Genomic DNA, 25,996 nt, shown 5'->3' with positions numbered 1-25,996 from the left:
GTTGAATAAATGACCTGCTTGCGGCAGAATTTCGATATTATCGTGGTGGGTGCCGGCATCGGAGGCATTACGGCTGCACTGGCCGCTGCCAGGATGTCCCCAAGCGTTCTGCTGATTGAAGAGGCAGATGAGGTGGGCGGAACCGGAGTTTTTTCCAGTGTCTCGCTGATCTGCAATTTCCGGGATTCCAATGGACGTCCAATCACCAGCGGCATTCATAGGGAACTATTCCCGGCCGCCTATACCCACTATAGCGAGCAGCGCGTTCCCACTTATGATGAATTGGTGCTCAAAGCAACTTACAGGAAGCTGCTGGCGGCCGAGCCTGCTCTGACGGTGTGGACCGGATGCAAGGTTACACAGGCGGCTGTGCAGGACAGAGTGATTCAGCACCTCCATCTGCAGGGCAGCCAGGCTACGGAGGTGGCCGCCCGGATATTTCTGGATGCCACGGCGGACGGCAACCTGTCCGCGATGGCGGGGATGGAATACGAACTGGGCCGGACGGGCGACGGAAAAATGCAGTCTGCTACAGCCACCTTCCGGGTCAGTGGTTTGGATACCTCTAAGCTTGAGAACCCGAATATCCTTGAATGGTCGGCCATTCATTCCTTGCGCCGCGAGCTGCTTCCCTATTATGAAGAACTGCAAGCCCGCGGCGGGACCCGCAATCCGAGGCAGAGCATTACCTGCTTCCCTTATCCGGACGGGGAGGCGGTGCTGTTCAATTCCACCTCCGTGCTGGGAGTGGACCCTACCCGGCCTGAATCCTTGGCACGCGGTATGGAGGAGGGGGCCAGGCAGGCGAATGAGCTGTTCGAGGCGATTACCGGCCATCCGGCGTTCAGAAAGGCGAAGCTGGACTATATCGCGCCGAAGCTTGGAGTGAGGGAAGGCAGACGTATTTCCGGAGAATATATGCTGACGGAGGAGGATTGTCTGGGTGAAAGGCATTTTCCGGACATGATTGCCGCATGTGCTTATTCTCTTGATATTCACAGCCCGGATGGCAGAACGACGAGGCTGGAGCGTATTCCCGGGAACGGTTATTATCATATCCCTTACCGGTCATTAATCCCGCGAGGCTGCTCCAACCTGTTGCTCAGCTCCCGCTGCATCAGTGGTACGCATGAGGCGCATAGTTCCTATCGGATTATGGCTTCGGTCAGTGCAATCGGTGAAGCAGCGGGTGTAGCAGCCGCACTTGGTGTCCTGCAGCACAGAAATGATGTAAGAGAGATCGAATCTTCGCATATTCGTTATGTGCTCCAATTGAGAGGTCAATTTACGGAAGGCGTCGTGGAGCGGATTCCGCTTCCCGCCGGACCTGCTCAGAGAAACAATTCATTATAATATTGAAAGGAGAAATAAGATGAGAAATGATAAACTGGTGCTTCTGGCCGTATGTTTCTTGCTTATCCTCTCCATAGCAGCAGGGGGCCTTCCCCCTGCTGCTTACGGAGAACAATTGAAAGCGATTTCAAAGAATCGACCTACGCCTTCTACAGGCGTACTGCCTGCCACTGCGTCGTTGTCGGTATATGGGGAGCCCGCTCCAGTGATTACAGACTGGGAAGCGCTCAGAAACAGCTTTGGCAGCCATAGCCATGCTCCGGTGCTGGAAGTGGAGAATGGCATTACAATAGATGGCATTATTGACGAATGGGCTGGTTATACTGAGGTCCGCTTGCCCGAAGCTGACGCGCAGATCCTGGTCAGCGGCTGGGGAGGACCGGCAGATGTATCCGCCAGTGTCTATCTGGCATATGACGCGGACAATTTCTATTGGGCGGCGAAGGTGACGGACAATGTGCATACGCCTGTTTCCGACAGCACGATGTGGAGAGGGGACAGCATCCAGTTTGCCTTCAGCCCCGGAGGTACCTACGGGCCGGAATACGCCATCAATTATATGGACGGTCAAGCCCATGTCTGGCAATTCAGCGAAGGCGGGGCGGCTCAGGGAGCGGAGGGCATTACAGCCGCCGCAACCCAGTCCGGGCAGGACATCTTCTACGAGGTGCGAATGCCGTGGACAACAATCTCTGCCGCCATACCCGGGAATGGTGAGCTTCCGTTCACTTTGCTCTTCAATGACAATGACGGGGCGGGTCGGAGAGGGTGGATCGAATGGACACCCGGCATTGGCAAGGCCAAAAGTCCGGCTGATCACGCGGTACTGTACCTGGTGCCTTCCGCCGATCCCTGGAGCTTCTGGGTGGAAGGACCTAAAGAGATCAATGTGAATTCCACCGTGTCCTTTTCGGTATACGCGGTGAACTGGACCTCGGAGGTCCGCAGCCTTCATCTGTCCTCCGGACTGTCCGGTGTGGAAGAAGATTTCACGCTTCCTGGAGGTTCCGTTGCCGAATGGACTCTACCGTTCAGCACGGCGGAGCCTGGGGAGCATCAGCTTGAATTCACACTGACCGAGCAAGGAGCTCCTACCGGCAAGCGTCAGGAGCTGAAGGTTACAGCCGTCATCGCTCCTGTTCAGATCGAAGCCATGCTGGACGCTGTGAATGCAGAGCTCCCCGGTCTGGAGCAGCTATTGCTACAATGTGAGGCGCAAGGGCTGTCGACTGATTATGAACGGATCAACTACACCGTCATCAAAGACTTCGTCGGATATGGGAAGGAAGACATCCGGCAGGGCAGACTGGGCAGAGCGCAATATGTGGCCGCAGGATTGGAGACGCTTTTCAATGAAGCGCAAACGCAACTAGAGGGATACCTGGACGGCAGTCTTACACCACAATCCGCTCCGCGATATGTATCCGGGCGTCCGGAAATATCAGGCTATTCCTTCCTCGGCGGTACAGAGGTGCGAAGCACAGGCTTCACGGAAGAACGGCCGATCTTCTTCACGGGTTACGGCCACTTTAATCAGGTGAAGAGAGATATCCCGAAGCTTCAGGATCTCGGAGCCAACGTGATTCAGATGGAGATGGGGCCAAGAGATGTAATTCTGGATAACAAGGATTTCGTGAACCGCTATACAGTTAACCGTTCCGGCGGGGTCTCCGCCACAGCTACCATTGTGGAAGGGATCGGGCACTTGGGGAACAACTCACTGAAGATATCCAATGCTTCGCCGCGCCAGTCCAATGTCTTCATCAATGTCAGCCAGACATTACAGGTAGAGCCGGAGACGACTTATGAATTTAAAGTATGGGTAAAAGGCGACAATGCCAAAAATGTCTGGTTTCCCGGCGGAACCGGCTGGAAACAACGGCTATCATTTCCTAGCGGGACCTATGACTGGCGTGAGGTGAGCTTCGAATATACCACGGCGGCAGGCGAGGTATCCTACCCCTTGGTTATTCTATCCGAGAACACGGGCACTGTTTGGCTTGACGACCTCAGTGTCGTCAAGTCAGGGAGTACAGTCAATCTGGTGCAGAATCCTGGCTTTGAGGATCTGGGCGGTTATTCCGCAGAGAAGGAGTATGTAGTCTCGACACAGAAAATTGAATCTGACTTGAAGCCCGTGCTCCAGCGGGCGGAGGATTACGATGTGGCGGTCAATCTTCTGATCTCCCCGCATTATTTCCCGGACTGGGCACTCGCGAAATGGCCGGAGCTGAAGGTGGCGAACAATGGTTTTATCAAGTTCTCACTGTTCCGTCCTATGGCCAAAGATATCATCGAGGATTATTTGCGGGCTTTGATTCCCGCCATCAAAGATTATGATTCCCTGCAGAGTCTTACACTCAGCAACGAATCCGTTTATCAGGCCAATAAAGACCCTTATGCCTTGCCGGCATGGAGAGAATATCTGGAGGAAGTATATGGCGGCAGTATTGCGCAGCTCAACGGTGTTTACGGCACGACCTACGCCTCCTTCGCGAAGGTGGCGATGCCTGACAATGTAACCGCTTCTCCACTTTCTTATGATTATGTGCTGTTCAACCAGGACTATTTCGCCAAATGGCATGAGTGGATGGCAGGCATTATTCATGAACTCGCTCCGGAATTGCCTGTACAGGCCAAAATTATGGGCGACCCCAGAGGTAGCCTGTCCTGGGGTGTAGATATCGAGCGGTTCTCGCAATTCAGCCAGATCAACGGCAATGACAATTGGAACTATATTAATGAAGGCCCGAAGGGCTTTATGGAAGAGCTCAGTTTCTATGATCTCCAGTCCTCCTTTAAGCAGGCACCGATCTTCAATTCGGAGCATCACCTAATTGCCGACGGTGACAAAATGTACACCCCGGAACAGGCGAAGCATGTCCGCTCCGTATTGTGGCAGAGCGCCATCCACGGTAGGGGCGGCTCCGCAATTTGGATCTGGGAGCGTACCTACAATGAAGCTGCCAGCGCTGAAGGCAGCATCCTGCACCGCCCGGACGCGGTGGTGCAGGCCGGGCGGACCAACCTGGACCTGAACCGTCTGGCCGGACAGGTGACCGCCTTTCAGAATGAGCAGCCGCAGGCGGCCATTCTCTATTCAACCGCCTCGGGAGTTTTCTCCGGGGATTACTCGGCGGTGTCGCTTCGTTCTTACGAGGCTCTGTCCTACAGCGGATATAAGGCAGGGTATGTCTCGGAGAAGCAGGTGGAAGCAGGAGGACTAGACAGCTACAAGCTGCTGATCGTACCTAATGCGTCACGGGTTAATCCGGCAACGCTGAGCGGGATCAGGCTGTTCATGGAGCAGGGCGGTCGGGTGCTGCTGATCGGCTCACATGCTCTGGAGCTTACGCCTCATGGCACACCGCTCTCTGCCGCGGACAGAAGTTATGTATTCGCACATGCCGACAAGATAGCGGCAGCGGACTGGACTGCAAGTCAGATCAGGGACTTTTTATTGCCGATCCTGCAGAACATCAACCCGCAGCAGCTTATGCTCCTGGACCCGGCGGATGGTGAGCCTGTATATAGTGTGGAGTGGAGAAGTGTGGAATATGAAGGACGGACGCTGGTGAATGTGGTCAATTATGGTCCGAATGCGGTGACGGTGTCCATCGAAAGGAATGGTGCCAGAGCCGTGGGCTTCCCGGATCTGATCACCGGAAAGAGCACGGCTGGACAGACGATTGAGCTGCAGCCGCTGACCCCTTATTTGTTCAGCCTCGACTTTCCCGGTTCCGGGGATTGAGGCAAGCTGCCGCCACTCTAGCTGTTGAACAAGCGGTACTCGCGTGGGGATACTCCGCTCAGCTGCTTGAACACTTTACCGAAATGGGAGAAGTTTCCGAAGCCGCACTGCTCGGAAACGGAGGTGACCGATATTCTGGTTTCCTTCAATAAGCGCTGTGCTTGCCTGACTCTTGTGAGATTGACGTATTCGCTGAATCCGAAGCCGGTAACTTCCTTGAACATGCGGCTAAGATGGCTCTTGCTAATATAGAAGCGGGAAGCTAAGTCTTCCAGCTCCAGAGATTCAGCATAACTGGCATGAATATGGCGGACTATAGCGGTGATCTTCTGCTGCACCGGTGTAGGCTCGTAGTGAACAGACGGCTCCTGTCTGAGCAATTCTCTGGCCGTGAACAGTAGCAGCTCGGTCGCCGCATTGACCGCATGGATTTCATAGCCTGGAGGTTCTTCAGTTAGCTCCCCGAGCAGTTTCAGCAGCAGCGCCTCCAGCGGGAGGCGCTGCTGCAGCTTCAGCCTCAGAATAGGATACTCATGGGAGAATACAGACAGTAGCAGCTGCTTATGTTCTGCGGAGAATCCGTCGAAGAAGGCAGGATCATAATACAGTAGCATTCTTTCGTAGCCGGGTATGCCGGCGTCGGAGGTTCTATGCACTATATCCGAGCCGATTAGCACGATATCTCCGGGTTGCACGGTGAAACTGCGGTCATGGATGAAGTAATTCCGCTCACCTGAAAAAAGATAATACAGTTCATATTCACGGTGAAAATGGGTTTCCGTCATGGTGTGAAAATCATTCCTGTCGAACTCTATCTGAAGTCCATTCCGGGAAGCTGTAAGGTCAAATCTAATTTGATCCGGCACCTGCCCAATGTCCATACCCAACTCTCCTCATATAGAAAATAGCATATGCAGCTATTATAGCAAAATAAGCGGGGTATTGGGTAAAAAGAGCGATAATTGCAGAGAACCCATATAAATATTGTGTTACTCTATGACTGAAAGCCAACAAATAGGATGAACTATAGGAGGCGAAAGAAAATTGGATAAGAAACGTTATGTACAGGTAGGCATTGGGGGCAGGGCACAATTCTTCTATGAAGCCATTGCGAAGGAATACAGGGATTCCGCAGAGCTTACGGCTTTTTGCGATGTGAACCAGACGCGTATGGATTATGCCAATAAGGTTCTCTCGGGAACCTATGAATATCCGCAGGTTCGTACTTACCTGACTGAACAATTTGATGAGATGATTGAAAACGAGAAGCCGGACATCGTCATTGTTACCAGTGTGGACCGGACGCATCACAGATATATTATCCGGGCGCTTGAGCTGGGCTGTGATGTCATTACGGAGAAACCGATGACCGTCGATGTGGAGAAATGCAAAGAGATATACGATGCTGTGGAGCGAACAGGACATAAGGTGCGGGTTACCTTCAATTACCGTTATGCTCCGCATCACACGAAGGCCCGCGAGCTGATCTCTTCCGGGGTGATCGGGGATGTGCATTCGATCCATTTTGAATGGCTGTTGAATACACAGCATGGTGCGGATTATTTCCGCCGCTGGCACCGGGATAAGCGTAACAGCGGAGGCCTGCTTGTCCACAAATCGACTCATCATTTCGATCTGGTCAACTTCTGGATCGGTGCGGAGCCGGAGACGGTATTTGCCTTTGGTGATCTGAGATTCTACGGCCGGGAGAACGCCGAACGGCGCGGCGTAACTTCATTCTACCAGCGTGGCACCGGCAATCCGGCAGCCTCGGAAGATCCTTTCGCCCTGCATCTGGATCAGAATCCCGTGCTGAAAGAGATGTATCTGGATGCGGAGGCGGATGACGGCTACCAGCGGGATCAAAGCGTATTCGGCGACGGCATCAGCATCGAGGACACCATGGGAGTAATGGTCCGGTACAGTAACAAAGCCATTCTCACCTATTCGCTAAATGCCTATATGCCTTGGGAAGGTTACCGGATCGCTTTTAACGGCTCCAAAGGAAGAATCGAAATGAGTATAGTAGAGAAATCCTATGTTAATGCCGGAGGTGACCGGTCATTGGAAGGTGCCGTGGAGGGCAAGCATATTGTGGTCCATCCCATGTTTGATGCGCCTTATGAGGTCCAAGTGGACGAAGGAGCAGGAGGTCACGGCGGGGGAGATCCGGTGCTGCTGAATGATCTGTTCGGAACCCCGGACGAGGACATCTACCACCGGGCAGCTGACCACCGGGATGGAGCCCGCTCCATCATGACCGGCATTGCTGCCAACCAAGCCATCCGCACCGGGCTTCCGGTCCGGATCAAGGACCTGATCTCAATTTAATTTAATTTAATAGAAGAAATAGATATAGTAGAGCCTTCAGGTGCACAGATCTGGAGGCTTTTTTTAAATGTAATCCGTAATTTATATGTGTACGCAATAAGTTGCCTATCCTTATATTTCTCTCTGAACGGCTACCGTCCTTAAAAGGGCGGCGAAGCCGTTTCTGCTTGTCTGGTCTCATCCGGTTTCCAGTTTTTAGCGGGACTGATATACTGAATTGTAGTGTGGATAACGTTCTGAAGGCAGGATAATAACGGAGGAGCTCATATGAAAACCTTATACCGGCCCGTCGGCCTCACGGAAATGAAGCGAATACTCGATCTGCACCTCGGAGGCTTTCCTCCCAGATTACCGGAACAACCGATTTTTTATCCTGTTCTTAATAAGCCGTATGCTGATCAAATCGCGAGAGAATGGAACACCAAGGACCTATTTTCCGGCTATGCCGGATTTGTAACTGAATTTGACGTACCCAGTCCTTATATTGATCAGTATGAAGAACATGTTGTAGGAGCCAGACATCATCTAGAACTCTGGATACCTGCTGAGGAAATGGACGACTTCAATCACCATATTTTTGGCCCAATCCGAGTGGTTGATGCCTACTACGGTACCGAATTTGTGGGTCTGATTCCGGGGGAGCCTGTTTTTGAGAACCAAAGTGCAGCCCAGCAGTTGATTATATGGAAAAATATACTGGAGCGCAATGCTATGGACTTTTGCAGTGAGATCAGGAAGCATTGGCAGCATATATTCACGAGTTATCCCTATTGGAGTCAGAGGGATTTTACGGGGTACGGATTATCCGAGACTGCCCAAACTGAAGTGCTTAGAACAATGAAAGAATATTGGAATGGGCATTTTCCGGATATGGTTTTACTTAGCCTAGGCAAGGAGGCGTTATGATTCTGATGTTGCGCCTATGGTCGGAATAAAATGGAGGGTACTATGAGCACTTGGAGAAGAAAGGCTCTGGAATTGTTTTATGATGCTAGATTTTACTTTGCGCAAAAGGATGACACGATATATTCGCTGTTAATAGAACTACGTATTAAGGTAGTCAAAGCTCACGAGATGAATAATATAGAAGAGCTTGACAAGATTTATGCTTATGCGGAATGGTGTTTTAAGCAGGAGAAGAGAAGCTTCTACCTGTTCAATGCAATTGCTGTAGGCTTCTATGAGCATTTAGTGGAAAAAGAAATCACACGCAATGCCATCCCATACTGGATTAAACCTGATATTTTCGAAGCGGTCCAGCCTCTATTTGAGTGGATGCTAGAGAAAAAAGCAGATCAATATAGTGAATTAGTGATGGAATATAACAAAATCAACAATACGCAATTCATAAGTTGACTGGAGGAACGATGATGAGTAACCCGAAAACGAATATCAATACATGGTTTCCTAAAGAATCTTCAACCCTCTCATCGGAAGAAATCGTTGATTCGGTATGCAGCAACATCTATGAGCCTGAGAATGCGGCTGCCCGGGAGGATGTGCTGAAATCACCTGGATTCCTGAGGGAGATTATGCTGCTGATCGATCTGGATACAGAACTCACGATGAATGGCATCCTGGGCTTTCTGGAGAATTCATCCGGCCGGTATTTGCTGGAGACTATTCAAGCACTTCAGCATATTGGCGCATCCGAAGATGCGGAGATTTTAGAGCAGATCTACCAGCAGCTTGAAACCACTCCGGCTCAGCGAATAAAATCTCCTGGTCTGCATGATATCAGCAGCTTTCAAGACCGGTACATCCTGAATGCAGAAGTATTAGATGGAATACTCAGGCTGTCCGAGGCCCTGTATTTGAATACACCTGACCGCAATATTTTTGATAATCTGGTTGGCTATCTTTCTGCGAACAGAGATCTGCTTGATGAAGAACTGAAGAAGTATAGCTGGTGATACGGTCTAGCTGAGGGGAAGGAAATAATCTAATCTAGGAGATGCACAAAATGCCCGAAACGATCAAAACTAATGTAGATGTACTCAACATGCTGGACTCGCTAATGAGAGAGCCCGCCCAGTTTTGGAACAAATTCTATAGTGACAGAACGAAGGGGATTCCCTTTTTTGTAGATAAGCCGGATGAAAATTTGGTCTCTTATGTAGAATCGGGGATACTGCATGGCGGGCGGATGCTGGAGCTGGGCTGTGGGCCTGGACGGAATGCGATTTATGGGGCGCTTCATGATTTTGATGTGGATGCAATCGACCTTTCGGAAGAAGCCATTGCGTGGGCGAAGGAACGTGCAGCTGAAAAGAATATTGGGGTGAACTTTACCTGCGGATCGGTTTTTGAGCTATCTCCCGAGTCTGAATATGATCTGGTCTATGATGCAGGCTGTCTTCATCATCTGTGGCCCCATCGGCGAATTGGATATATTGAGATGATCCATCATGCGCTGAAGAACGGGGGGTATTTTGGATTAACTTGTTATGCTCCCGGGTTTACGGAAATGGGAGGAGCCATGGAATTAAGCGACTGGGATGTGTACCGGGACCGAAGCATGCATGGCGGACAAGCGTACAGCCAGGAGAAATTAAGCGAAATCTTAAGCGGATATTTTGAGCTGGTGGAGATCCGTTTGATGAAAGAATGTACGGAGAATGACGCAGTGTTCGGCGTTCCTTTTCTGTGGGCAAGCCTATGGAGAAAACACCCGAAGGGATAACTTCGCTGCTATGCAGTATAAGGAGGTAAAGGCGCTCTTTTATCCTTCCATGAAGGTAGAATTAGACGGACCCAAGCTGACTCTGTAAAAAGCTCAAATCTGACCACTAATGAACTTCAGTTTGTTTGAGGTGTCTTCTCACGGTAATATCAGCGAATTAAGCTGTCCATCTGCACAAGCCATCCGTTCTGCTTTTCATAGAGTATAGTAAAAACCCTGTACAGAAGAATCTCTGTGACAGGGCAGTACAGGAAAGGCAATGAACGGAAAGAATCCTTCAATCATGCAGGGATAATGAATTTGAAATTAATCATAAAGACGACCAGCGCGGCGGAAGCCAGAGAAAAGGTAATACAGCCTGCACCCAGGGCGCTGCGGCGGTCTTTGATGAATTTGAAGCCCAGTGCCCCAATAAGAACCGTAGTTCCCGCCAGAACGACTGTCATACCCACCATTGCCAGCCAGTATAGCACTTCAAAAAGCTCTGCCATGAAGAGTCCTCCCCTCCAGGCCATAATACAATGAATTTTAAGGATTTTCCAGCAAAAATGTCTGGATTCGTAATGCTAATAATTGAAATTAGACCCGTATTTATTGTTGCCTTCGCTTGGGAGACAAGCAAAAACAGTTAAGATAACGAATCCCACCATGGGAATCAAACAGGACAGAACCCACCAACCGCTCTTTCCGGAATCGTGTAGTCTTCGTAACAGAACTGCCAAAGCCGGCAAAAACATGGCGAGCGAATAGAGCGGCGTCAGGAGGTGAATCATTCCAAGCATCTCCTGCAGGAATGCCAAAGCGATGAAGAAGATAATATTGAACAGAAAGAACATCCAATATTCTGTCCGGGTGGCCCTCCCTGTGAATCCTCTATAGTTTTTTAATGCTTTTATGTACCACTGCATTGACCCAACTCCCTAATCTGTATGATTATGTATTGATTTTTTATCGGCACAGCTTTAACGAAATATGATAGCAGCGCTCTCCAGATCATCTGACATTCTATGCGTCCTTGCTTATTTAAGGCGATTGCTGTCGATTACCGTAAGGCAGTCTTTGTCGGAATCTGCGGCTTGAGCGGTGCATCCCATAAATGGATATACCAGGACATAGAGCCCCGCGGCTATATGCCCTTTTTTGCCATGTCTGCCTGCTTACACGGACAATCATACAGGAGGGTGGGAGCTTTTCTGAGTAAAGTATAGGGTAGGCTGGGGAATGTGAAAGGAGTGGGAGAACAATGGCGGGAAGACAACTGGCCAGCAAGTGGCTGAAAACCGAGGCGCTGCTGAGCGATCCGCGGGTTGCCGGTTACATTCCGAGAACGATGGAATATAGCGCTGCTGGGTTGTTAAGGATGCTGGGTAAATACGGTTCGGTCGTAATAAAACCTGTTGTCGGCGGTGGCGGTTACGGGGTAATCAAAGTGTTCCGTAGCAGCCGGGCATATGGATTCACACATATGCACAGTACAAGAATGTATCGGGATTTCTCATCCATGAGACGCGCGCTGGACATGTTTAAGGTCAAACGCAGATATCTAATGCAGCAGTGTATCTCACTCGCCCGGATTGATGGACGTCCTATTGATTATCGGGTCAAGGTGGTGAAGAACGGGGATCATTGGGAGTTTCGTGCTATGGTCGGAAGAGTGGCCCGGCCAGGGCTATTCGTGACGAATCTCTGTAAGGGGGGCACGATGTTAAGCTGCCGGGAGGGGTTAAGAAGATCCTTGCCCCGGGTTAGGACTTCTGCCAAAAAAGCAGAGATGCGTCGTCTGACCCTGATCTGCATAGAACTGCTGGAGCGGCATTTTCCGGGGATCGGTGAACTTGGGTTTGATTATGCAGTAGATCAACGGGGGAAAATCTGGATTCTGGAAGTAAATACCCGTCCGAAATGATTAAGCAATTTTTAAGAATTGACGATAAATATAATAATACGATAGAATTGCGATTAGTTGTGTGGTTCACGAGGTAATAAATGATAAAAAATTCCACGAAATTATGAACAATGTAAAAATATTTCAGACCCGTTTCCCGCGGATGAGACCTGTGTATAACTCTTATCCCCATCGTCCACTGTACAGTGAATGACTTCCAGGGCCTTACTAACATCTTATACACAGGATTTCCACAGTCGCTTGTGGATAGTAGGAACGCTTGTTCGAAAAATGATAGTTTGCTATGATAGATTCAGATCCAAATAAAGGAAAGGTAGGTGAACGTTATGGTTGAATTGTCGGATGAGATGCTCTTGGACTCTTACCATAGAGCAATAGAACTGCAATTAGAGCATGATTTCATCGCTCTTCTGCTCGCTGAAATTCGCAAACGGAACTTACACTCTCCAGTTCATGCGGTTCTTCATTAGACGCAGAGACACCTTTGCAGCAGATCCTACATTCAAACCGCAAGCATCACAAAATAGGGTATCTTTTCAGATTGAAGTCAATCAACCTGAACGGATACCCTTTTATTTGGTCAATAGGAAGCGGATGTTCCGTTAGAGCTTGAGATTGCTGCTGTGCCCCGGAGAGAGCTTGGCTTCCGGGTCAAGGTAGACCTTGGCATTGTTCACTGCTGTAGGCGCTTCTCCAAATCCTACAGCAATCAGCTTCAGCTTGCCTGGATATGTAGTAATATCGCCGGCAGCGAAGATCCCTGGAATGCTCGTCTCCATACGGGAGTCAACCACGATGGAATTGCTCTCAATGTCGATGCCCCACTCGGCAATCGGTCCCAGTGAGGAGACGAAGCCGAAATTGACGATTACGCTGTCTACTTCAAGTTCTTGTGTCTCTTTGGTTTTGATATGGGACAAAGTAACCTTGGTAATGAATTCTTCGCCGTGCAGCTCTGTAATCTCTGAAGGCGTAATTACATTGACCTTGGATGCCATGAGGTTCTCTACACTGTGCTCATGAGCGCGGAATTTATCCCGGCGGTGAATGAGGGTTACCTCTTCAGCAATGGGTTCCAGCATCAGTGCCCAATCCACCGCAGAGTCGCCGCCACCGCTGATCAGCACCTTTTTCCCCTTGAATGCATTCAAATCACTTATAAAATAATGCAGATTGGCTCTCTCAAAACGCGCAGCCTCCGGAAGTTCCAGACGTCGCGGTTCAAAGGCACCAACCCCTGCGGTAATGATCACTGCCTTACTATGATATTCTGCTTTATCGGTAGTGATAACGAAATGGCGTTCGTCCTGCTTGATAAGCGAAACGACTTTCTCCTCCAGCCGGATATCGGACTGGAACAGCTCCATTTGGCGGGAAAGGTTATCTACCAGCTCCTGACCGGTGACTTTTGGAAAGCCGGCCACGTCATAAATATATTTTTCAGGATAAAGAGCAGCAAGCTGCCCCCCCAGTTGGGGCATACTTTCAATAAGGGTTACCGATGCCTGGCGCATCCCGCCATAAAAGGCGGCAAACATCCCGGCCGGACCGCCTCCTATGATTAAAAGATCGCTCATAGGAACGGATTGCTCTTGTGTCACGAATATTACACCTCCGAGTTGATAGTTTCAAATTGCCATACTGGCTTATCTAACATTATAAACATTGTGGCACCGACCTGCAAAGGCTTGATTTCCGAAGAAAAATGTGACATTTTGCTGTATGATTATATTTGATTAAAACGATACTAAGGTTTACAATGGATATGGTTATTTTAGAAATCCTTTAAGTTTAATTGGAAATTCTTCTGAATTTAAGTGTATAAATTCACAAAATAAACCGAAATTTTTTACAAAAAATAACACATAGACAGATTCACCTGTTGGAAGGAGCCGGAACATGAGCAGTATTCCCAAAATCGTTATCCTAGGCGCGGGGTATGGAGGTATTCTGACCGCGCAGCGGCTGCAGAAAGCTTTGAACTATAATGAAGCAGATGTGACACTGGTTAACCGCCATGAGTATCACTATTTCACTACCCATCTGCATATGCCTGCTGCAGGTACAGACAGCATCGAGCATACCCGGGTATCCATTTCCAAATTAATTGATGAATTCAAAATTGATCTCGTTAAATCTTCCGTACAGGAAATCCGCACCCAGCAAAAAAAGGTAATTCTGGAAGATGGTACGCTGTCGTATGACTATCTCGTAATCGCCCTTGGAGGGGAACCTGAAACCTTCGGAATTCCGGGACTGGATAAATATGCGCTGACCATCCGCAGTATTAATTCCGTGCGTTTGATCCGTGAGCATATTGAATATCAATTTGCCAAATACAAGAATGAGAACAATGCACAGGAGCATATTAATTTCGTTGTGGGCGGCGCAGGCTTTAGCGGCATTGAATTTGTGGCCGAGCTGGCTGACCGTATTCCGGCGCTGTGCAAGGAATATGATGTGGATCCAAGCATGGTCAATATCTACAATGTGGAGGCTGCTCCTACGGCACTGCCGGGCTTTGCACCTGAACTGGTAGAGCATGCGATGACAGTACTGACGAAGAAAGGCGTAACCTTCAAGATCGGTGTAGCCATCAAAGAGTGCTTGCCTGGCGGCGTTATCCTTGCCACTGGTGAAGAGATCAAAGCCTCGACTATCGTCTGGACCGGCGGCATCCGCGGTAACCGGCTGATCGAAGCGGCAGGGTTTGAAGCCATGCGCGGACGGGTAAAGATTGACGAGTATTTGCGGGCTCCTGGACATGAGAATATCTTTATTATCGGCGATGGTTCTTTGATGATTAATCCGGAAGGACGCCCTTACCCGCCAACGGCACAGATTGCCATGCAGCAGGGTGAATGCTGCGCACATAACCTAGTGGCCGCGATTCGCAGCCAGCAGCCGAGAAAGTTTGCTTTCAGCAACAAAGGCACAGTTGCTTCACTGGGTAAAGGTCAAGGTATTGCCGTAGTTGGCGATAAGACATATAAGGGCTGGACTGCAGCACAGCTGAAGAAGGTTGTGGATATGCGTTACCTGTTCATCATCGGCGGTATTCCGCTAGTCCTCAAAAAAGGAAGATTCCTCTAGGATGCGCCACTGCAGCGTGCAAGTCCGCGGACTGCTGACGCGTGAGGAGCTGGACCGGTATAATGGCCTGATTGAGGTCGGATCTTATCTGGAGGACCAGAGCCGTTATGATCTCGCCTACAGTATCCAGAAGGAAATCGACATTCTCATTCTCCCGGCGATTGAGCGGCTGAAGGATAAAGGGCGGGCCCGCGACCGGGCGACGGCTGAATACCTGGAGAGTCTGCGTGAAGAAGAGGAAGACAGCGAAGAGGATGACGAAAACGGTTCATCAACGGTTTAATTCAAATATTATGTATGACTTCATGAACATGACAAAGGGTGTGTCTCCATTATGGGAGACACACCCTTTGTGCATAGGAACAGGAGGTTACCGTTGTTACAGCTTCAGCAGTTCTTCGAAACTGTCCAGTGTCAGCAGATTGCCGACATAGAACGGGCCGAATTCACCGTAGCGGGCGCTGACCTCATCAAAGCGCATCTCGTAGACCAGCTTCTTGAACTGCAGCGCATCATCGGCAAATAGGGTGACTCCCCATTCCCAGTCGTCGAAGCCGACGGAGCCGGTAATGATCTGCTTCACTTTGCCGGCATACCCGCGGCCGATTAATCCGTGCGAATACATCAGTTCGCGGCGCTTCTCCATATCGAGCATATACCAGTTGTCGGCAAGCTCACGTTTTTTGTTCATCGGATAGAAGCAGATATGCTTCATTTGCGGCAGAACAGGCTTCAAACGGGCGGCTACATGCGGATTCTGCATAGGATCACTGCCGTCTCCAGCGCTTCCGCCAGCGGCATAGTTGCTGAGCTCAACGATACTGACATAGGAATAGGACTTGGTAGTATACTGGGCAAAGGCGATTTTGTTAAAGGCGGTCTCAAGCTGGTTCAGCGCTTCCAGACTTTCCCGCAGAAACATCATCACGAAATCAGCCTTCTGGCCGACAATGGAGTACACTGTGGTGCTTCCTTCCTTGGCTTCCTCGACTGTATCCCATTCCTGCATGAAGGCATGCAGTTCTTCCAGGGCAACAGCACGTTCTTCGTCATCGGCAGCCGTCCAGGCTGTCCAGTTCAACGAGCGGAAGTCATGCAGGGCATACCAGCCTTCCAGTGTCAACGCGGCTTCGTTCATGTATTCTCACTCCTTAGCATAAGTTTATATGTACATCCGCTTAATCTATTTGCATTGTATCGCATGCAGGCAGGCAGAGCAAACGCCCAGCTCCAGGATTTGCCGTGTGAAGATCCGGAATGAAGATAATGTTCATTGCTTCGCTACATTTTTTCTAGTAAACTTACTATTAATTAAGGTTTGCTGTGCGGTTCTTTATAGAGAGAGGGGATGGCGGTACGATGGGGTTTATTCCTGTGTTTGTTCTGGCCGTTTTGTTCTTTGTTATGATGTTTGGCATTGGCTTTATCCTTAACATGTTAATGAAGACTACCTGGTTCCCTGCCTATCTGTTTGTCCTTGTAATTCTGCCTGTGGTCGTCTATTCGATCTGGGATCGGAGCGCCATGAGCCTGTGGGAGCATCTGTCCACCTTCCATGTCGTGGATTACCTCACGGGTATTGCGGGTCTGGCTGGAGCAGTGCTCAGCGGTTGGACGATTCAGAAGCTCAGGCTTGGCGGCTACAAAATGTTCTAATGAAGGGTTTCGTGCGCATACAGAGCGGCTGCTGTCCTTACCTAAGGATGGAGGGCCGTTTTTTCTTGGAATATAAGCATTTATCTGTTCACGCCAGCAATGGATAACAAGCTGTCGATATCAGGGGGATAAGCACTGAATTTGGACTTTTTTTTACATTTCCGGGCGGAAGTTTTGTGATAGAATAGAAATCTAAATGGATTCGTGTAGAAAAAGAGGGAGGTAATCCGCAGATGCGCATGAGTAACCTGCATCATTTCACCGAACATCATCGGTACTGCGTTTCCCGCGAATTCGGTCTAAGCAGTGTAGATGCACGTATGCTGGGCTCGGTCTATCAGCCGATGGTAGGCGCTTTTGCCATCAGTCTGTACCGTTTGCTGTTTGAGCATATTCCGGCTGAAGCAATCGGCTATTCTCCGGTGGAGCAGCAGCGCCGTCTGTTCATGACGCTGGGTGTGGAACCCAATGAGAAGGGCCGCAAATATATAGTGGATCAGGCTTCCCGGCTGGAAGCGGTGGGATTGCTGCAGACCTGCCGCATTTTTGTAGCGGAAACTGATGATTATATGTACGAATACGAACTGCTGCCGCCGCTGTCGCCGGCTGATTTTTTTGCAACCCAGCATTTAACACTGCTGCTGCGTGACAAAATCGGCAAATTTGCCGTGCTGTCCCTGCGTGAGCAGTTCTGGAACCGGGAACCGGAGGAATGGAGCCGCCGGTCGATCGGTAAAGAAAATATTTCCCTGCCCTTTTATGATATTTTTCAACTCAATACCCATGTGATCGATTACGAACTGGAGCAGGCTTTGGCTGAGGTGGCAACGGTCAAGCAGCCCGGCATGCGGGAAACCGGGGAACCTGCTATCGGGTATAGTGATATTATCCTGCGGTTTCCGCGTGAATCAGTCAACCGGGTTCATGTCGAGAAGCTGCGTTTTGACCATACCCAGATGGGGATGATCAATTATGTAGCTCATAAGTATGAGCTTAGCCCGCAAGACCTGTCCCGTCTGCTGGATGAGGACGGGGTATTCACGCCGGATGGCGAAGTGATTCTGGATGCACTACAGTACAAGGCAAGCCAGCATTTCCGCCAGGATATGAAACGCCAGGAGAAGCGGGAGGTTGCCGCAGCGAAGGTGGTAGCGCTGCGCTCTGCTGCCACCGTGGAAGGCGATGATTCGATCGCTCCTCTGGAGCAGTCCGTTGAAATGGAATATTATGTGGAGGTGCCTCCGCAATTTCTGTCCAAATGCGACATTCACCAATATAATATGATGCTTCGCAACGAGCCTTATACACGTCTGCTGCAGACCTTTTTCCCGGGTGCCGTGCCCACACAGCTGATGGATACTTTTGAGAAGATTGATCTGAATTATAAGCTGAGCGGCGAAGTCATTAATGTACTCATTCATTATCTGATGACCATGGTAGCCTCCGGGGGCGATCAGCGGATGAACCGTAACTTTGTGGAGGCGATTGCCTCAAATATGCTGGTCAAGCAGGTGAACACCTACGAGAAGGCCGTCCGCTACATCCGTGACCAGACCAAGGTTAAGGGGAAAGGTTCGGCAACGGGGTCAACGGCATCAGGCGGAACGCGCCAGCGCAGCTACAGCAAAGCCGGCGGCCGTTCCGGCAAAGCAGAGATTCCGATTGTGCTGGATGACGGCAGTGCCGGTACGGTATCCGAAGAAGAATTCGCGGCGATGATGAAGAAGGCGGCTGAAATCAAGGCCAGCAAGAAGAAAGGCGTATCCAAGACGCCATAAAGAAAGCGAGGTGCGGCTATGGAGTCTATGGGCGAAGTGCTGCGTTCGATGAACAATTCCGCGCTCCGCCAGCGCTCCCGTGATCTTGAGCAGAACCTGCTGAGCCATCCTTTGGTGAAGCAGCTTCAAGCCGAGCATCCCGAGCTGGACGAGTCGCGGCTGCGGCTTCACTTAAGCCGCCTGTATCAATATGTAGAAGAAAGCCGCCATTGTGCGAATTGTCCCGGTCTGGAGAAGTGTCCGAATGATTTCCAGGGTCATTACAGCAAACTTACCGTAGAGACGGTTAACGGTACGACAGATCTGTATGAACGGAAGACAGCCTGTAACCTGAAGATTGCACAGGATAATCAGGACAGCATCCGCAAGCGCATCCGCAGCTTTTATGTGGACGAACGCGTGCTCAACGGCGGATACGATGAGATTGACATTATGGGCAAGGACCCACGCCGGGTCTCGGCTGTGAACCGGATATTTGATTATATTGCCAGTGCCAAAGAGAATGGCCTGACCTCACGGGGGATTTATCTGCAGGGCTCCTTTGGAACAGGCAAAACATTTCTGATGTGCTATATGCTGCATGAGCTGGCGATTGCCGGGTACAGCGGCGTGATCGTATACATGCCTGATTTCATCGAGGAGCTCAAGCTGATTATGATGGATAATCAGAAGCTCAAAGAAATGGTGGACACGATGAAGAATTGTGACCTGCTGATCTTTGACGATATCGGTGCGGAGAACCTGAACCCCTGGGCCCGTGACCATGTGCTGGGTGCAATCCTGAACCACCGGATGAACCGCAAGCCGACCTTTTACACTTCAAACTATCCTTTGGACGGGCTGGAGAAGCATCTGAGTATTACTAGCAAGGACGGTGAGGAGATCTATAAAGGCCAGCGCCTGATGGACCGGATTGCTCCGTTTGTGGATGTGATTCCGCTTCACGGGGAGAATCAGCGGGGAACGAACAGATAATAATGAATTGTACTAGCGGCAGCTATGAACATACAGCGGTGCCCCTGGGCCTTAAGGTCCAGGGGCACCGCTGTTTATCTTAATATAAAAGGACACATCAGATAAGTGGATCGGCCACTGTGCCTCTTCTGCTGCTAACTGTCTCTGTCTGCTGCTCCCGCAGCCGCTGGCCCCGACTAAAAAATGGATAAGCGGCAAAGGTAAGCAGCATGAGAATACTGAAGATGAGCGGGCCTTGATCAAATCCTAAATGCTGCAGCAGAATCCCGCCTAGCCAGGTACAGATGCTTTGACCGATAAAAGCAAACCCGCTCGCTCCGTAGTATGCTCCTCTTAAGTGTGCAGGGGCGATTTCCCCGATCAGAACATCCCCAATGACAAAAGAGAGGATCTCGCCGATCGTAAATACGATCATCGATAAAGCCAGCGGGATCGTATCATGGAATGCCCCGAGTCCAAGCAACCCGAGCCCGAAAAATACGCATCCGGCTTTTAACGCCAGCATCGAAGAGAACCGTTTCATCAGCTTCGCCAGCGGATACTGCAGCACTACCACAGAGAGAGTGTTGATGACGAACAGAAACGAATAGGTTCTGATGCGGTCATGACCGATATATTGGGATAGGGTGGTGTCTAGATGAGAATAAGCTCCGAAGACAAAGATGTTGCCGATCAGAAAATAGAGGAACACTTTGTCCGTGAATACAATATTCAACATTTGCTTCACGGGAACGGAATTGGATTTTTGTCTGGCCTCGAGTTTGTAACGGGTACTGAAGTAAATTAAAAGAAGGGTATAAAGACCGTAGATGGCTGCGCTCAGTGCAAAGGGCAGCAGTGAAGAGGAACCGCCTATGCCAAGCTTTAAACCGAGTAGCGGACCGATGGCCCCGCCGACATTGATGGCAAAATATCTGGCATTGAATACATCGGTACGGCGTTCCTCAGGCGTAACATCGGCGAGTAAAGCTCTGGCTGTCGGCTCAAACAGGCTGCGGAACAGTCCGTTCAGACCGCTCAGCAAGAAAAAAAGCCAGGTTGCGTCAGCGAAGGCAAAGCCGATAAAGACAAAACTCCATAGAGCCATCGAGGCAATCATCACCGGATACCGGCCAATACGGTCCGACAGTGCTCCTCCCACGAATCCACCCCATGTCCCTATAAACAGACTTACTGCCAATATTGCGCCGATGGTGGCTGGATCGATTCCCTTGATGTTGCCCAGGTAGATACCGAGGAAGGGAATAGTCATAAAAAAACCTGTCCGGGAAAGAAAGGTTCCGAATATTACACCCCAAGCTACTGGATGGAAAGAGAGCTTTTTACTGTGCTGTTCTCTGCTTGTTTTCATGTCTATCCTCCTGTTGTTTTTGTTTGATTTAAGTATATCTGCCCAAAAGGTGATGAAAAGGGTACAATGTATAAAAGTGAGATCACCTTTTAGCAGTGGAGGAGAAAAATATGTTAACGGCCCCCTTGTTTTTCTTGGAGCTTCGCGGCGCCGCTGAAGAACGGTCGATAGGAGAAGCTTTCCCGATTACTGTCGAAAAGCTTACCGGGATTTGGCACTGCACACCCCGCTATGCCAAACAGGTCATCCGCAAGCTGTGCGGAGAGGGCTGGATTAGCTGGCAATCCGGTCTTGGGCGTGGTCATACCTCTATACTGACACTGCTTGCAGATGCGGACTCTATTCTGCTTCGTGAAGTGAAGCGGCGGATGGAGCAGGGGGATGTACGGGAAGCACTGGCGCTGATGAACCGGTTTGGGGGACAGGCAGCCAAGGAACAGTTCAGAGACTGGCTGTCCGAACGGATCGGGTTTTCAACGCAGGCTGTGGAGGATAGCTTGCTGGATACGCTGCAGTTTCCGGTGTACCGGCAGATTTTTACTCTGGACCCGGGACTGGTATATTATGCATTTGATTGTCACATGGCGGGACAGCTGTTCAATACGTTGGTGGAATACGAACAGGCTAGCCGCAAAGTAGTGCCATGTATAGCCCATTCCTGGGAATGCAGCGCTGATGCCAGGGAATGGACCTTTTATCTTAGAAAAGGTGTGCTGTTCCATCATGGAAGGGAATTGAACGCGGGGGATGCCGTGTTTTCACTGAACCGGCTCCGTTTACATCCCGATACCTATGAGGCAGCCTGGATGTTTCAGGATATCGAAGAACTGGAGGCGGTGAATACTACAACCGTTCGAATCAGACTGCGGGAAACTAATTATTTATTCCTGCGCTTTCTGTGCACGATTGCGGCCAGTATCGTTCCGGCGGAAATTGCCGGGAATCCCGAAGCGGATTTTACCGTTCATCCGGTGGGGACAGGACCATTTCGAATCGGTTTGCATAATGAAGGGATTTGCATCCTGGAGGCTTTTGGTCAGCATTTTCAAGGGAGGCCGCAGCTGGAGCGTGTGGAGGTTCTAAACTTCTCCGGGCTGGAAGCGGGCTACTTCTCCGAACCGGATTGGACTTCGGTTATGTCTTCGCATGGGGATGCTTCTAGGAAGCACCTGAAGGTGCTTGAGGATGGCGAAGGGGAATGGCTGGATGTGGAAACCCGGTTCTCGTGCTGCAATCTGCTTGTGTTCAATCAGGACAAATCAGGTCCGCAGAACCATCCGAAATTCCGGGAGGCGCTGGATGCGCTTATTGACCGTGAGCAGATGATCAGTGAGCTGGGGGAAGACCGGATTTATCCCGCGCACGGGTTTCGCTATGAGCCCGGGGAGCAGGAATGGAGAGTGGGAAGCGGTTCGGCCCTAGATCGCGCGGGAATTAAGGTATTACTGGAATCCAGCGGATACCGCGGCGAAATGTTCCGGCTGGCTGTGGGCTCCTTTCACCGTCAGGATGCGGTATGGATTCAGGAGCGGGCGCGCAGCTTCGGGATTCAAATGGAGATTGATGTGATTGACCGGCTGGAAGAAGGGGATAATGTGTATGCCTCTACAGAGCATGATGTCCGCTTGTTCGGCAGTGTGCTCGGTGATGATGAAATCAGCGAAATCCAAATGTATATGCAAAAAAATTATTTGCAGGCCGCATTCGATCCTGTGACAGCAAAGATTGTGCATCAAACCGTTAATGCTGTCTTTAGAGAACGGGACGAGAAACTCCGCGAGCAGCAGTTGGCGGAACTGGAAGCATATATCCGCACAACCCGCTCGATTTTGTTCCTGGTCCATAAAAAAAATAATACTTCGCATCATAAAGCAGTCCGCGGGGTGTCCATCAATGCCTACGGGTGGCCTGAATTTCATAAGCTCTGGTTTCATCCGCACAGCACCAAGAAAGGGATCGCCAAGCAATAACCCCAGAATGCGCAATCAAAAATCCGGCACCTCTCTTGGACTTGAGAGAATATGCCGGATTTTGTGCCTGTTCACTCAGACAAAAACTTGATAATCACCATACCGAAGAAAACGACTGTCATAAATCCCGTCATTCCGAAGAAGCCTGCCATCAAATCGCCCAGGTCATTACGGGGCTCCTCATTGATATGCTCCCGCGGATCGCGTGCTTGCGCGTTGACATCCATCTTTTTTCCTCCTTGCAGTTGCATGACTGCAATTAGTGGGTTACAGTTAGACGTGTGAGAGAAGTCATTGACAATTAATGCGCTTTCCTCAAGTATACGAAGTCCCTGGAACGTTGTAAAGCAGAGACTGCGGCGGAATATTTGATTTTATACAATTTAATTTCATAAAACATTACACAAACTCACTGTAAATATGTTATACTGTGGATGTGTCGGTAAATGGTAATCTGGTTATCATATTACATGAAACATTTTATCCGTTATAATTTCGGAGTGAATTCGCCACACTAGGCTTATGAGTTATAGAAGCGGATGAAAGCTTCGTACAACTTAAAGGAGGAACAATATCATGGCTATCGTGAACGTGTCTGACCAATCCTTTGTGGGTGAAGTTGAAGGTCAAGGTACTGTAGTAGTAGATTTCTGGGCACCTTGGTGCGGCCCTTGCAAAATGCTCGCCCCAATTCTGGAGGAACTGTCCACCGAGCTGGGTGACGATGTGAAAATTGCCAAGCTGAACGTGGATGAAAATCCGGAAACGGCTTCCCGTTTTGGAGTCATGAGCATTCCTACCCTGATTTTCTTCAAAGACGGCCAGCCTGTGGATAAAGTTGTAGGACTGAACTCCAAGGATTCCCTTAAGAATATTGTAGCCAAACATCAGTAAGATGATGCTGTCTTTCCCGGGGCATCTGCCCCGCCGCCAAAGCGCCTTCGGTTTATCCGAAGGCGCTTTGTGCGTCGAATGGAAACGGCTGCTCTTTTTGAAATATACGAATGTTTGTGGTATCACCAATAAGTTGTATTCCGGGGTTTGGGGTTGAATCCATAGCGACTTATATCTTAAACTTAAGTTATCACGGTGTTGTACAGGTGGGGGAGAGATCATGGATTATATGGATAATATCCGCAACAAACTGGCATTATTGCCCGACCTGCCCGGGTGCTATCTGATGAAGAATGAAGAGGGCACGATTATTTATGTGGGCAAGGCCAAGGTGCTGAAGAACCGGGTCCGCTCATATTTCACAGGCAGTCATAACGGGAAGACCCAGAGGCTTGTCGCCAATATTGTCGACTTTGAATATATCGTTACGTCCAGCAACATGGAAGCGCTCATTCTGGAGTGCAACCTGATCAAGAAGCATATGCCGCGTTATAATGTGCTTTTGAAGGATGACAAGACATTCCCGTATCTGAAAATCACGAATGAAGCTCATCCGCGCCTGGAGGTTACGCGCCGGGTGATTAAGGATAAAGCAAAATATTTCGGACCGTATCCGAATGCCTACGCGGCCCATCAGACGAAGAAGCTGCTCGACCGGATGTATCCGCTGCGCAAATGCGGTGTGATGCCTAAGGAAGTCTGTCTGTACTATCACATGGGCCAGTGTCTGGCACCCTGCGAAAAGGAAGTGCCTAAGTCTGCTTACGAGGAGATTACCCAGAGCATTTCCAGTTTCTTGGGAGGCGGCCATGAGGCAGTCAAAAAGGATCTGCAGAAAAAAATGCAGGAAGCTGCGGAAGAACTGTATTTTGAACGGGCCAAGGAGCTTCGTGACCAGATTATCAACATTGATGCCTTGATGGAGAAGCAGAAAATCAACACCGCTGATACCAAAGACCGCGATGTGTTCGGCTATGCCGTGGACAAGGGCTGGATGTGTGTTCAAATCCTGTATATGCGGCAAGGGAAAATGATCCAGCGGCACTCTTCCGTGTTCCCTTTCTACGGGGAGGCGTACAGCGATTTCATCTCCTATGTAACGCAGTATTATAGCGAGAACCCGGCGCTGCCGCAGGAAATTCTGCTGCCGGAAACCGTGCTTGAAGGCACGGATACATCAGGCAAGCCGCAAATGGCTGTTAGCAGTGAAGCTGAGGGGACAGATACCGAAGATACGCCGGATGATGTGGCGGAGCCGGCGGCCGGGGATGCAGGTGAAGCTGAGGCGGCTGAGGCGGCCACCGAAGGAACCGTGGATGCAGCAGGCGGTGCAGCTGCGCTTCAGGAATGGCTGGGTGTCAAGGTACTGGTACCCCAACGCGGCTTGAAGAAGCAAATGGTCGGAATGGCATGCCAGAACGGCCGGGTGGCACTGGATGAGAAGTTCCGCCTGATCGAGCGGGATGAGGAACGCACTTCCGGCGCAGCCAGCAGCCTGGGGCAGAGCCTGGGCCTGGAGTCGCTTAGCCGGATTGAGGCTTTTGACAACTCGAATATCCAGGGAACCAACCCGGTATCCGCGATGGTTGTGTTTATAGACGGCAAGCCGGCGCGCAAGGAATACCGCAAATACAAGGTCCGCTCGGTACAGGGACCGGATGATTACGAAACGATGCGCGAGGTAATCCGCCGCCGCTATGAACGAGTGCTGAAGGAGAACCTGCCGCAGCCGGATCTGATTGTGGTCGATGGAGGGAAAGGGCAGATCTCCTCCGCCATTGACATTCTGCAGAATGAGCTGGGGCTGTACATCCCGGTCTGCGGTCTGGTGAAGGATGACAAGCACAGAACGGCGCAGCTGCTGGTCGGGGATTCCGCCGAACCGGTAAACCTGGCACGGGACAGCCAGGAGTTCTATCTGCTGCAGCGTATTCAGGATGAAGTTCACCGGTTTGCGATTACATTCCACCGCGAACAGCGCGCCAAATCGATGGTGACCTCCAAGCTGGATTCGATTCCGGGCATCGGCGAGAAGCGGCGCAAGCTGCTGTTGAAGCATTTCGGCTCCCTCAAAAAAATCAAGGAAGCCGCTATCGAGGACTTCCGCCCGTTGTCGATTGGCGACAAGCTGGCTGCACAGATTCTGGATGCCCTCAAGGATGAAGAACCGTCATTATAAAGTACTATAGTTTATGGCTTGATGCAGAAACGGCTGAGCTTTCCTTATCATAAGGAGGCTCAGCCGTTTTTTGTGT

General features: G+C 50.2%; 24 protein-coding genes. 17 read left to right on the top strand and 7 right to left on the bottom strand.

Features of this window, described 5'->3' with window-relative positions; genetic code table 11:
• The first annotated feature begins 9 nt into the window (after positions 1–9).
• Positions 10–1,353, top strand: coding sequence for an FAD-dependent oxidoreductase (locus A3849_RS03050; protein ID WP_074110124.1), 1,344 nt, complete (start codon positions 10–12; stop codon positions 1,351–1,353).
• A gap of 19 nt (positions 1,354–1,372) precedes the next feature.
• Positions 1,373–5,104 (top strand): sugar-binding protein, encoded by a 3,732-nt coding sequence (locus tag A3849_RS03045; RefSeq protein ID WP_074110123.1) that lies wholly within the window; start codon positions 1,373–1,375, stop codon positions 5,102–5,104.
• A gap of 17 nt (positions 5,105–5,121) precedes the next feature.
• On the opposite strand, the gene A3849_RS03040 is transcribed toward A3849_RS03045, so the two are convergent.
• Positions 5,122–5,985: a helix-turn-helix transcriptional regulator gene (locus A3849_RS03040; protein ID WP_074110122.1), complete on the bottom strand. Its 864-nt coding sequence runs from the start codon at positions 5,983–5,985 to the stop codon at positions 5,122–5,124.
• Positions 5,986–6,148: 163 nt separating this feature from the next.
• On the opposite strand from A3849_RS03040, the gene A3849_RS03035 reads away from it, so the two are divergent.
• The 5 genes from A3849_RS03035 (at position 6,149) to A3849_RS03015 (ending at position 10,118) form a co-directional block, all read left to right on the top strand.
• Positions 6,149–7,435: a Gfo/Idh/MocA family oxidoreductase gene (locus tag A3849_RS03035; protein ID WP_074110121.1), complete on the top strand. Its 1,287-nt coding sequence runs from the start codon at positions 6,149–6,151 to the stop codon at positions 7,433–7,435.
• Between the two features lie 267 nt (positions 7,436–7,702).
• Entirely contained in the window at positions 7,703–8,341 is a 639-nt protein-coding gene (locus A3849_RS32685) for a hypothetical protein (RefSeq protein ID WP_074110120.1), read from the top strand.
• Between the two features lie 42 nt (positions 8,342–8,383).
• A complete protein-coding gene (locus tag A3849_RS03025; RefSeq protein ID WP_074110119.1) occupies positions 8,384–8,791 on the top strand; it encodes a DUF7674 family protein in 408 nt (135 codons plus the stop codon).
• Between the two features lie 14 nt (positions 8,792–8,805).
• Positions 8,806–9,348 carry a DMP19 family protein gene (locus A3849_RS03020; RefSeq protein ID WP_074110118.1) on the top strand — a complete coding sequence of 181 codons (543 nt, stop codon included), beginning with the start codon at positions 8,806–8,808 and terminating at the stop codon, positions 9,346–9,348.
• A 41-nt stretch (positions 9,349–9,389) separates the two neighbouring features.
• Positions 9,390–10,118, top strand: a complete 729-nt coding sequence (locus A3849_RS03015) for a class I SAM-dependent methyltransferase (RefSeq protein WP_074110117.1) — start codon at positions 9,390–9,392, stop codon at positions 10,116–10,118.
• Positions 10,119–10,399: 281 nt separating this feature from the next.
• Here A3849_RS03015 and A3849_RS03010 read toward each other — a convergent pair whose 3' ends face one another.
• The gene (locus tag A3849_RS03010) at positions 10,400–10,609 is read right to left on the bottom strand and encodes a hypothetical protein (protein WP_074110116.1); all 210 of its coding nucleotides are present in this window, start codon (positions 10,607–10,609) and stop codon (positions 10,400–10,402) included.
• Between the two features lie 75 nt (positions 10,610–10,684).
• Positions 10,685–11,026 (bottom strand): DUF805 domain-containing protein, encoded by a 342-nt coding sequence (locus A3849_RS03005; RefSeq protein WP_074110115.1) that lies wholly within the window; start codon positions 11,024–11,026, stop codon positions 10,685–10,687.
• Positions 11,027–11,361: 335 nt separating this feature from the next.
• Between A3849_RS03005 and A3849_RS03000 the strand changes: the two genes are divergently transcribed.
• Both A3849_RS03000 and sda read left to right on the top strand, forming a co-directional pair.
• On the top strand, positions 11,362–12,024 hold the full coding sequence (locus tag A3849_RS03000) for a YheC/YheD family protein (protein WP_074083853.1): 663 nt from the start codon (positions 11,362–11,364) through the stop codon (positions 12,022–12,024).
• A 326-nt stretch (positions 12,025–12,350) separates the two neighbouring features.
• Positions 12,351–12,494 carry a sporulation histidine kinase inhibitor Sda gene (gene sda, locus A3849_RS02995; protein ID WP_042217282.1) on the top strand — a complete coding sequence of 48 codons (144 nt, stop codon included), beginning with the start codon at positions 12,351–12,353 and terminating at the stop codon, positions 12,492–12,494.
• 132 nt (positions 12,495–12,626) lie between these two features.
• Here sda and A3849_RS02990 read toward each other — a convergent pair whose 3' ends face one another.
• Positions 12,627–13,601 (bottom strand): NAD(P)/FAD-dependent oxidoreductase, encoded by a 975-nt coding sequence (locus A3849_RS02990; RefSeq protein WP_074083873.1) that lies wholly within the window; start codon positions 13,599–13,601, stop codon positions 12,627–12,629.
• A 322-nt stretch (positions 13,602–13,923) separates the two neighbouring features.
• Here A3849_RS02990 and A3849_RS02985 point away from each other — a divergent pair, with 322 nt between their 5' ends.
• Together A3849_RS02985 and A3849_RS02980 are read left to right on the top strand one after the other, a co-directional pair.
• Positions 13,924–15,117 carry an NAD(P)/FAD-dependent oxidoreductase gene (locus tag A3849_RS02985; protein WP_074110114.1) on the top strand — a complete coding sequence of 398 codons (1,194 nt, stop codon included), beginning with the start codon at positions 13,924–13,926 and terminating at the stop codon, positions 15,115–15,117.
• A 1-nt stretch (position 15,118) separates the two neighbouring features.
• Positions 15,119–15,400 carry a hypothetical protein gene (locus A3849_RS02980; RefSeq protein WP_074110113.1) on the top strand — a complete coding sequence of 94 codons (282 nt, stop codon included), beginning with the start codon at positions 15,119–15,121 and terminating at the stop codon, positions 15,398–15,400.
• Between the two features lie 96 nt (positions 15,401–15,496).
• Here the strand turns inward: A3849_RS02980 and hemQ are convergent, their stop codons facing one another.
• Entirely contained in the window at positions 15,497–16,255 is a 759-nt protein-coding gene (gene hemQ / locus A3849_RS02975) for a hydrogen peroxide-dependent heme synthase (RefSeq protein ID WP_074110112.1), read from the bottom strand.
• Between the two features lie 221 nt (positions 16,256–16,476).
• Between hemQ and A3849_RS02970 the strand changes: the two genes are divergently transcribed.
• The 3 genes from A3849_RS02970 to dnaI all read left to right on the top strand — a co-directional run bounded on the left by A3849_RS02970 (position 16,477) and on the right by dnaI (position 19,526).
• On the top strand, positions 16,477–16,773 hold the full coding sequence (locus tag A3849_RS02970; protein ID WP_074108079.1) for a YuiB family protein: 297 nt from the start codon (positions 16,477–16,479) through the stop codon (positions 16,771–16,773).
• A gap of 233 nt (positions 16,774–17,006) precedes the next feature.
• Positions 17,007–18,551 (top strand): replication initiation and membrane attachment family protein, encoded by a 1,545-nt coding sequence (locus tag A3849_RS02965; protein ID WP_074110111.1) that lies wholly within the window; start codon positions 17,007–17,009, stop codon positions 18,549–18,551.
• Between the two features lie 18 nt (positions 18,552–18,569).
• Positions 18,570–19,526 carry a primosomal protein DnaI gene (gene dnaI, locus A3849_RS02960; protein WP_074110110.1) on the top strand — a complete coding sequence of 319 codons (957 nt, stop codon included), beginning with the start codon at positions 18,570–18,572 and terminating at the stop codon, positions 19,524–19,526.
• 97 nt (positions 19,527–19,623) lie between these two features.
• Here the strand turns inward: dnaI and A3849_RS02955 are convergent, their stop codons facing one another.
• Positions 19,624–20,877, bottom strand: coding sequence for an MDR family MFS transporter (locus tag A3849_RS02955; RefSeq protein ID WP_074110109.1), 1,254 nt, complete (start codon positions 20,875–20,877; stop codon positions 19,624–19,626).
• 110 nt (positions 20,878–20,987) lie between these two features.
• Between A3849_RS02955 and A3849_RS02950 the strand changes: the two genes are divergently transcribed.
• A complete protein-coding gene (locus tag A3849_RS02950) occupies positions 20,988–22,847 on the top strand; it encodes an ABC transporter substrate-binding protein (RefSeq protein ID WP_074110108.1) in 1,860 nt (619 codons plus the stop codon).
• Positions 22,848–22,918: 71 nt separating this feature from the next.
• Here A3849_RS02950 and A3849_RS32275 read toward each other — a convergent pair whose 3' ends face one another.
• Entirely contained in the window at positions 22,919–23,074 is a 156-nt protein-coding gene (locus A3849_RS32275) for a YqzM family protein (protein WP_143191715.1), read from the bottom strand.
• A 349-nt stretch (positions 23,075–23,423) separates the two neighbouring features.
• On the opposite strand from A3849_RS32275, the gene trxA reads away from it, so the two are divergent.
• Together trxA and uvrC are read left to right on the top strand one after the other, a co-directional pair.
• Positions 23,424–23,741, top strand: coding sequence for a thioredoxin (gene trxA, locus A3849_RS02945; RefSeq protein ID WP_020430371.1), 318 nt, complete (start codon positions 23,424–23,426; stop codon positions 23,739–23,741).
• 220 nt (positions 23,742–23,961) lie between these two features.
• Positions 23,962–25,920, top strand: a complete 1,959-nt coding sequence (gene uvrC / locus A3849_RS02940) for an excinuclease ABC subunit UvrC (protein ID WP_074110107.1) — start codon at positions 23,962–23,964, stop codon at positions 25,918–25,920.
• Positions 25,921–25,996: the final 76 nt, after the last annotated feature.

This window comes from Paenibacillus sp. P46E, assembly GCF_001909095.1.
Taxonomy (GTDB): Bacteria; Bacillota; Bacilli; order Paenibacillales; family Paenibacillaceae; genus Paenibacillus_AQ; species Paenibacillus_AQ helianthi.
Note: the sequence above shows the minus strand (reverse complement) of the source record. Positions and strands in the feature narration are given on the sequence as shown.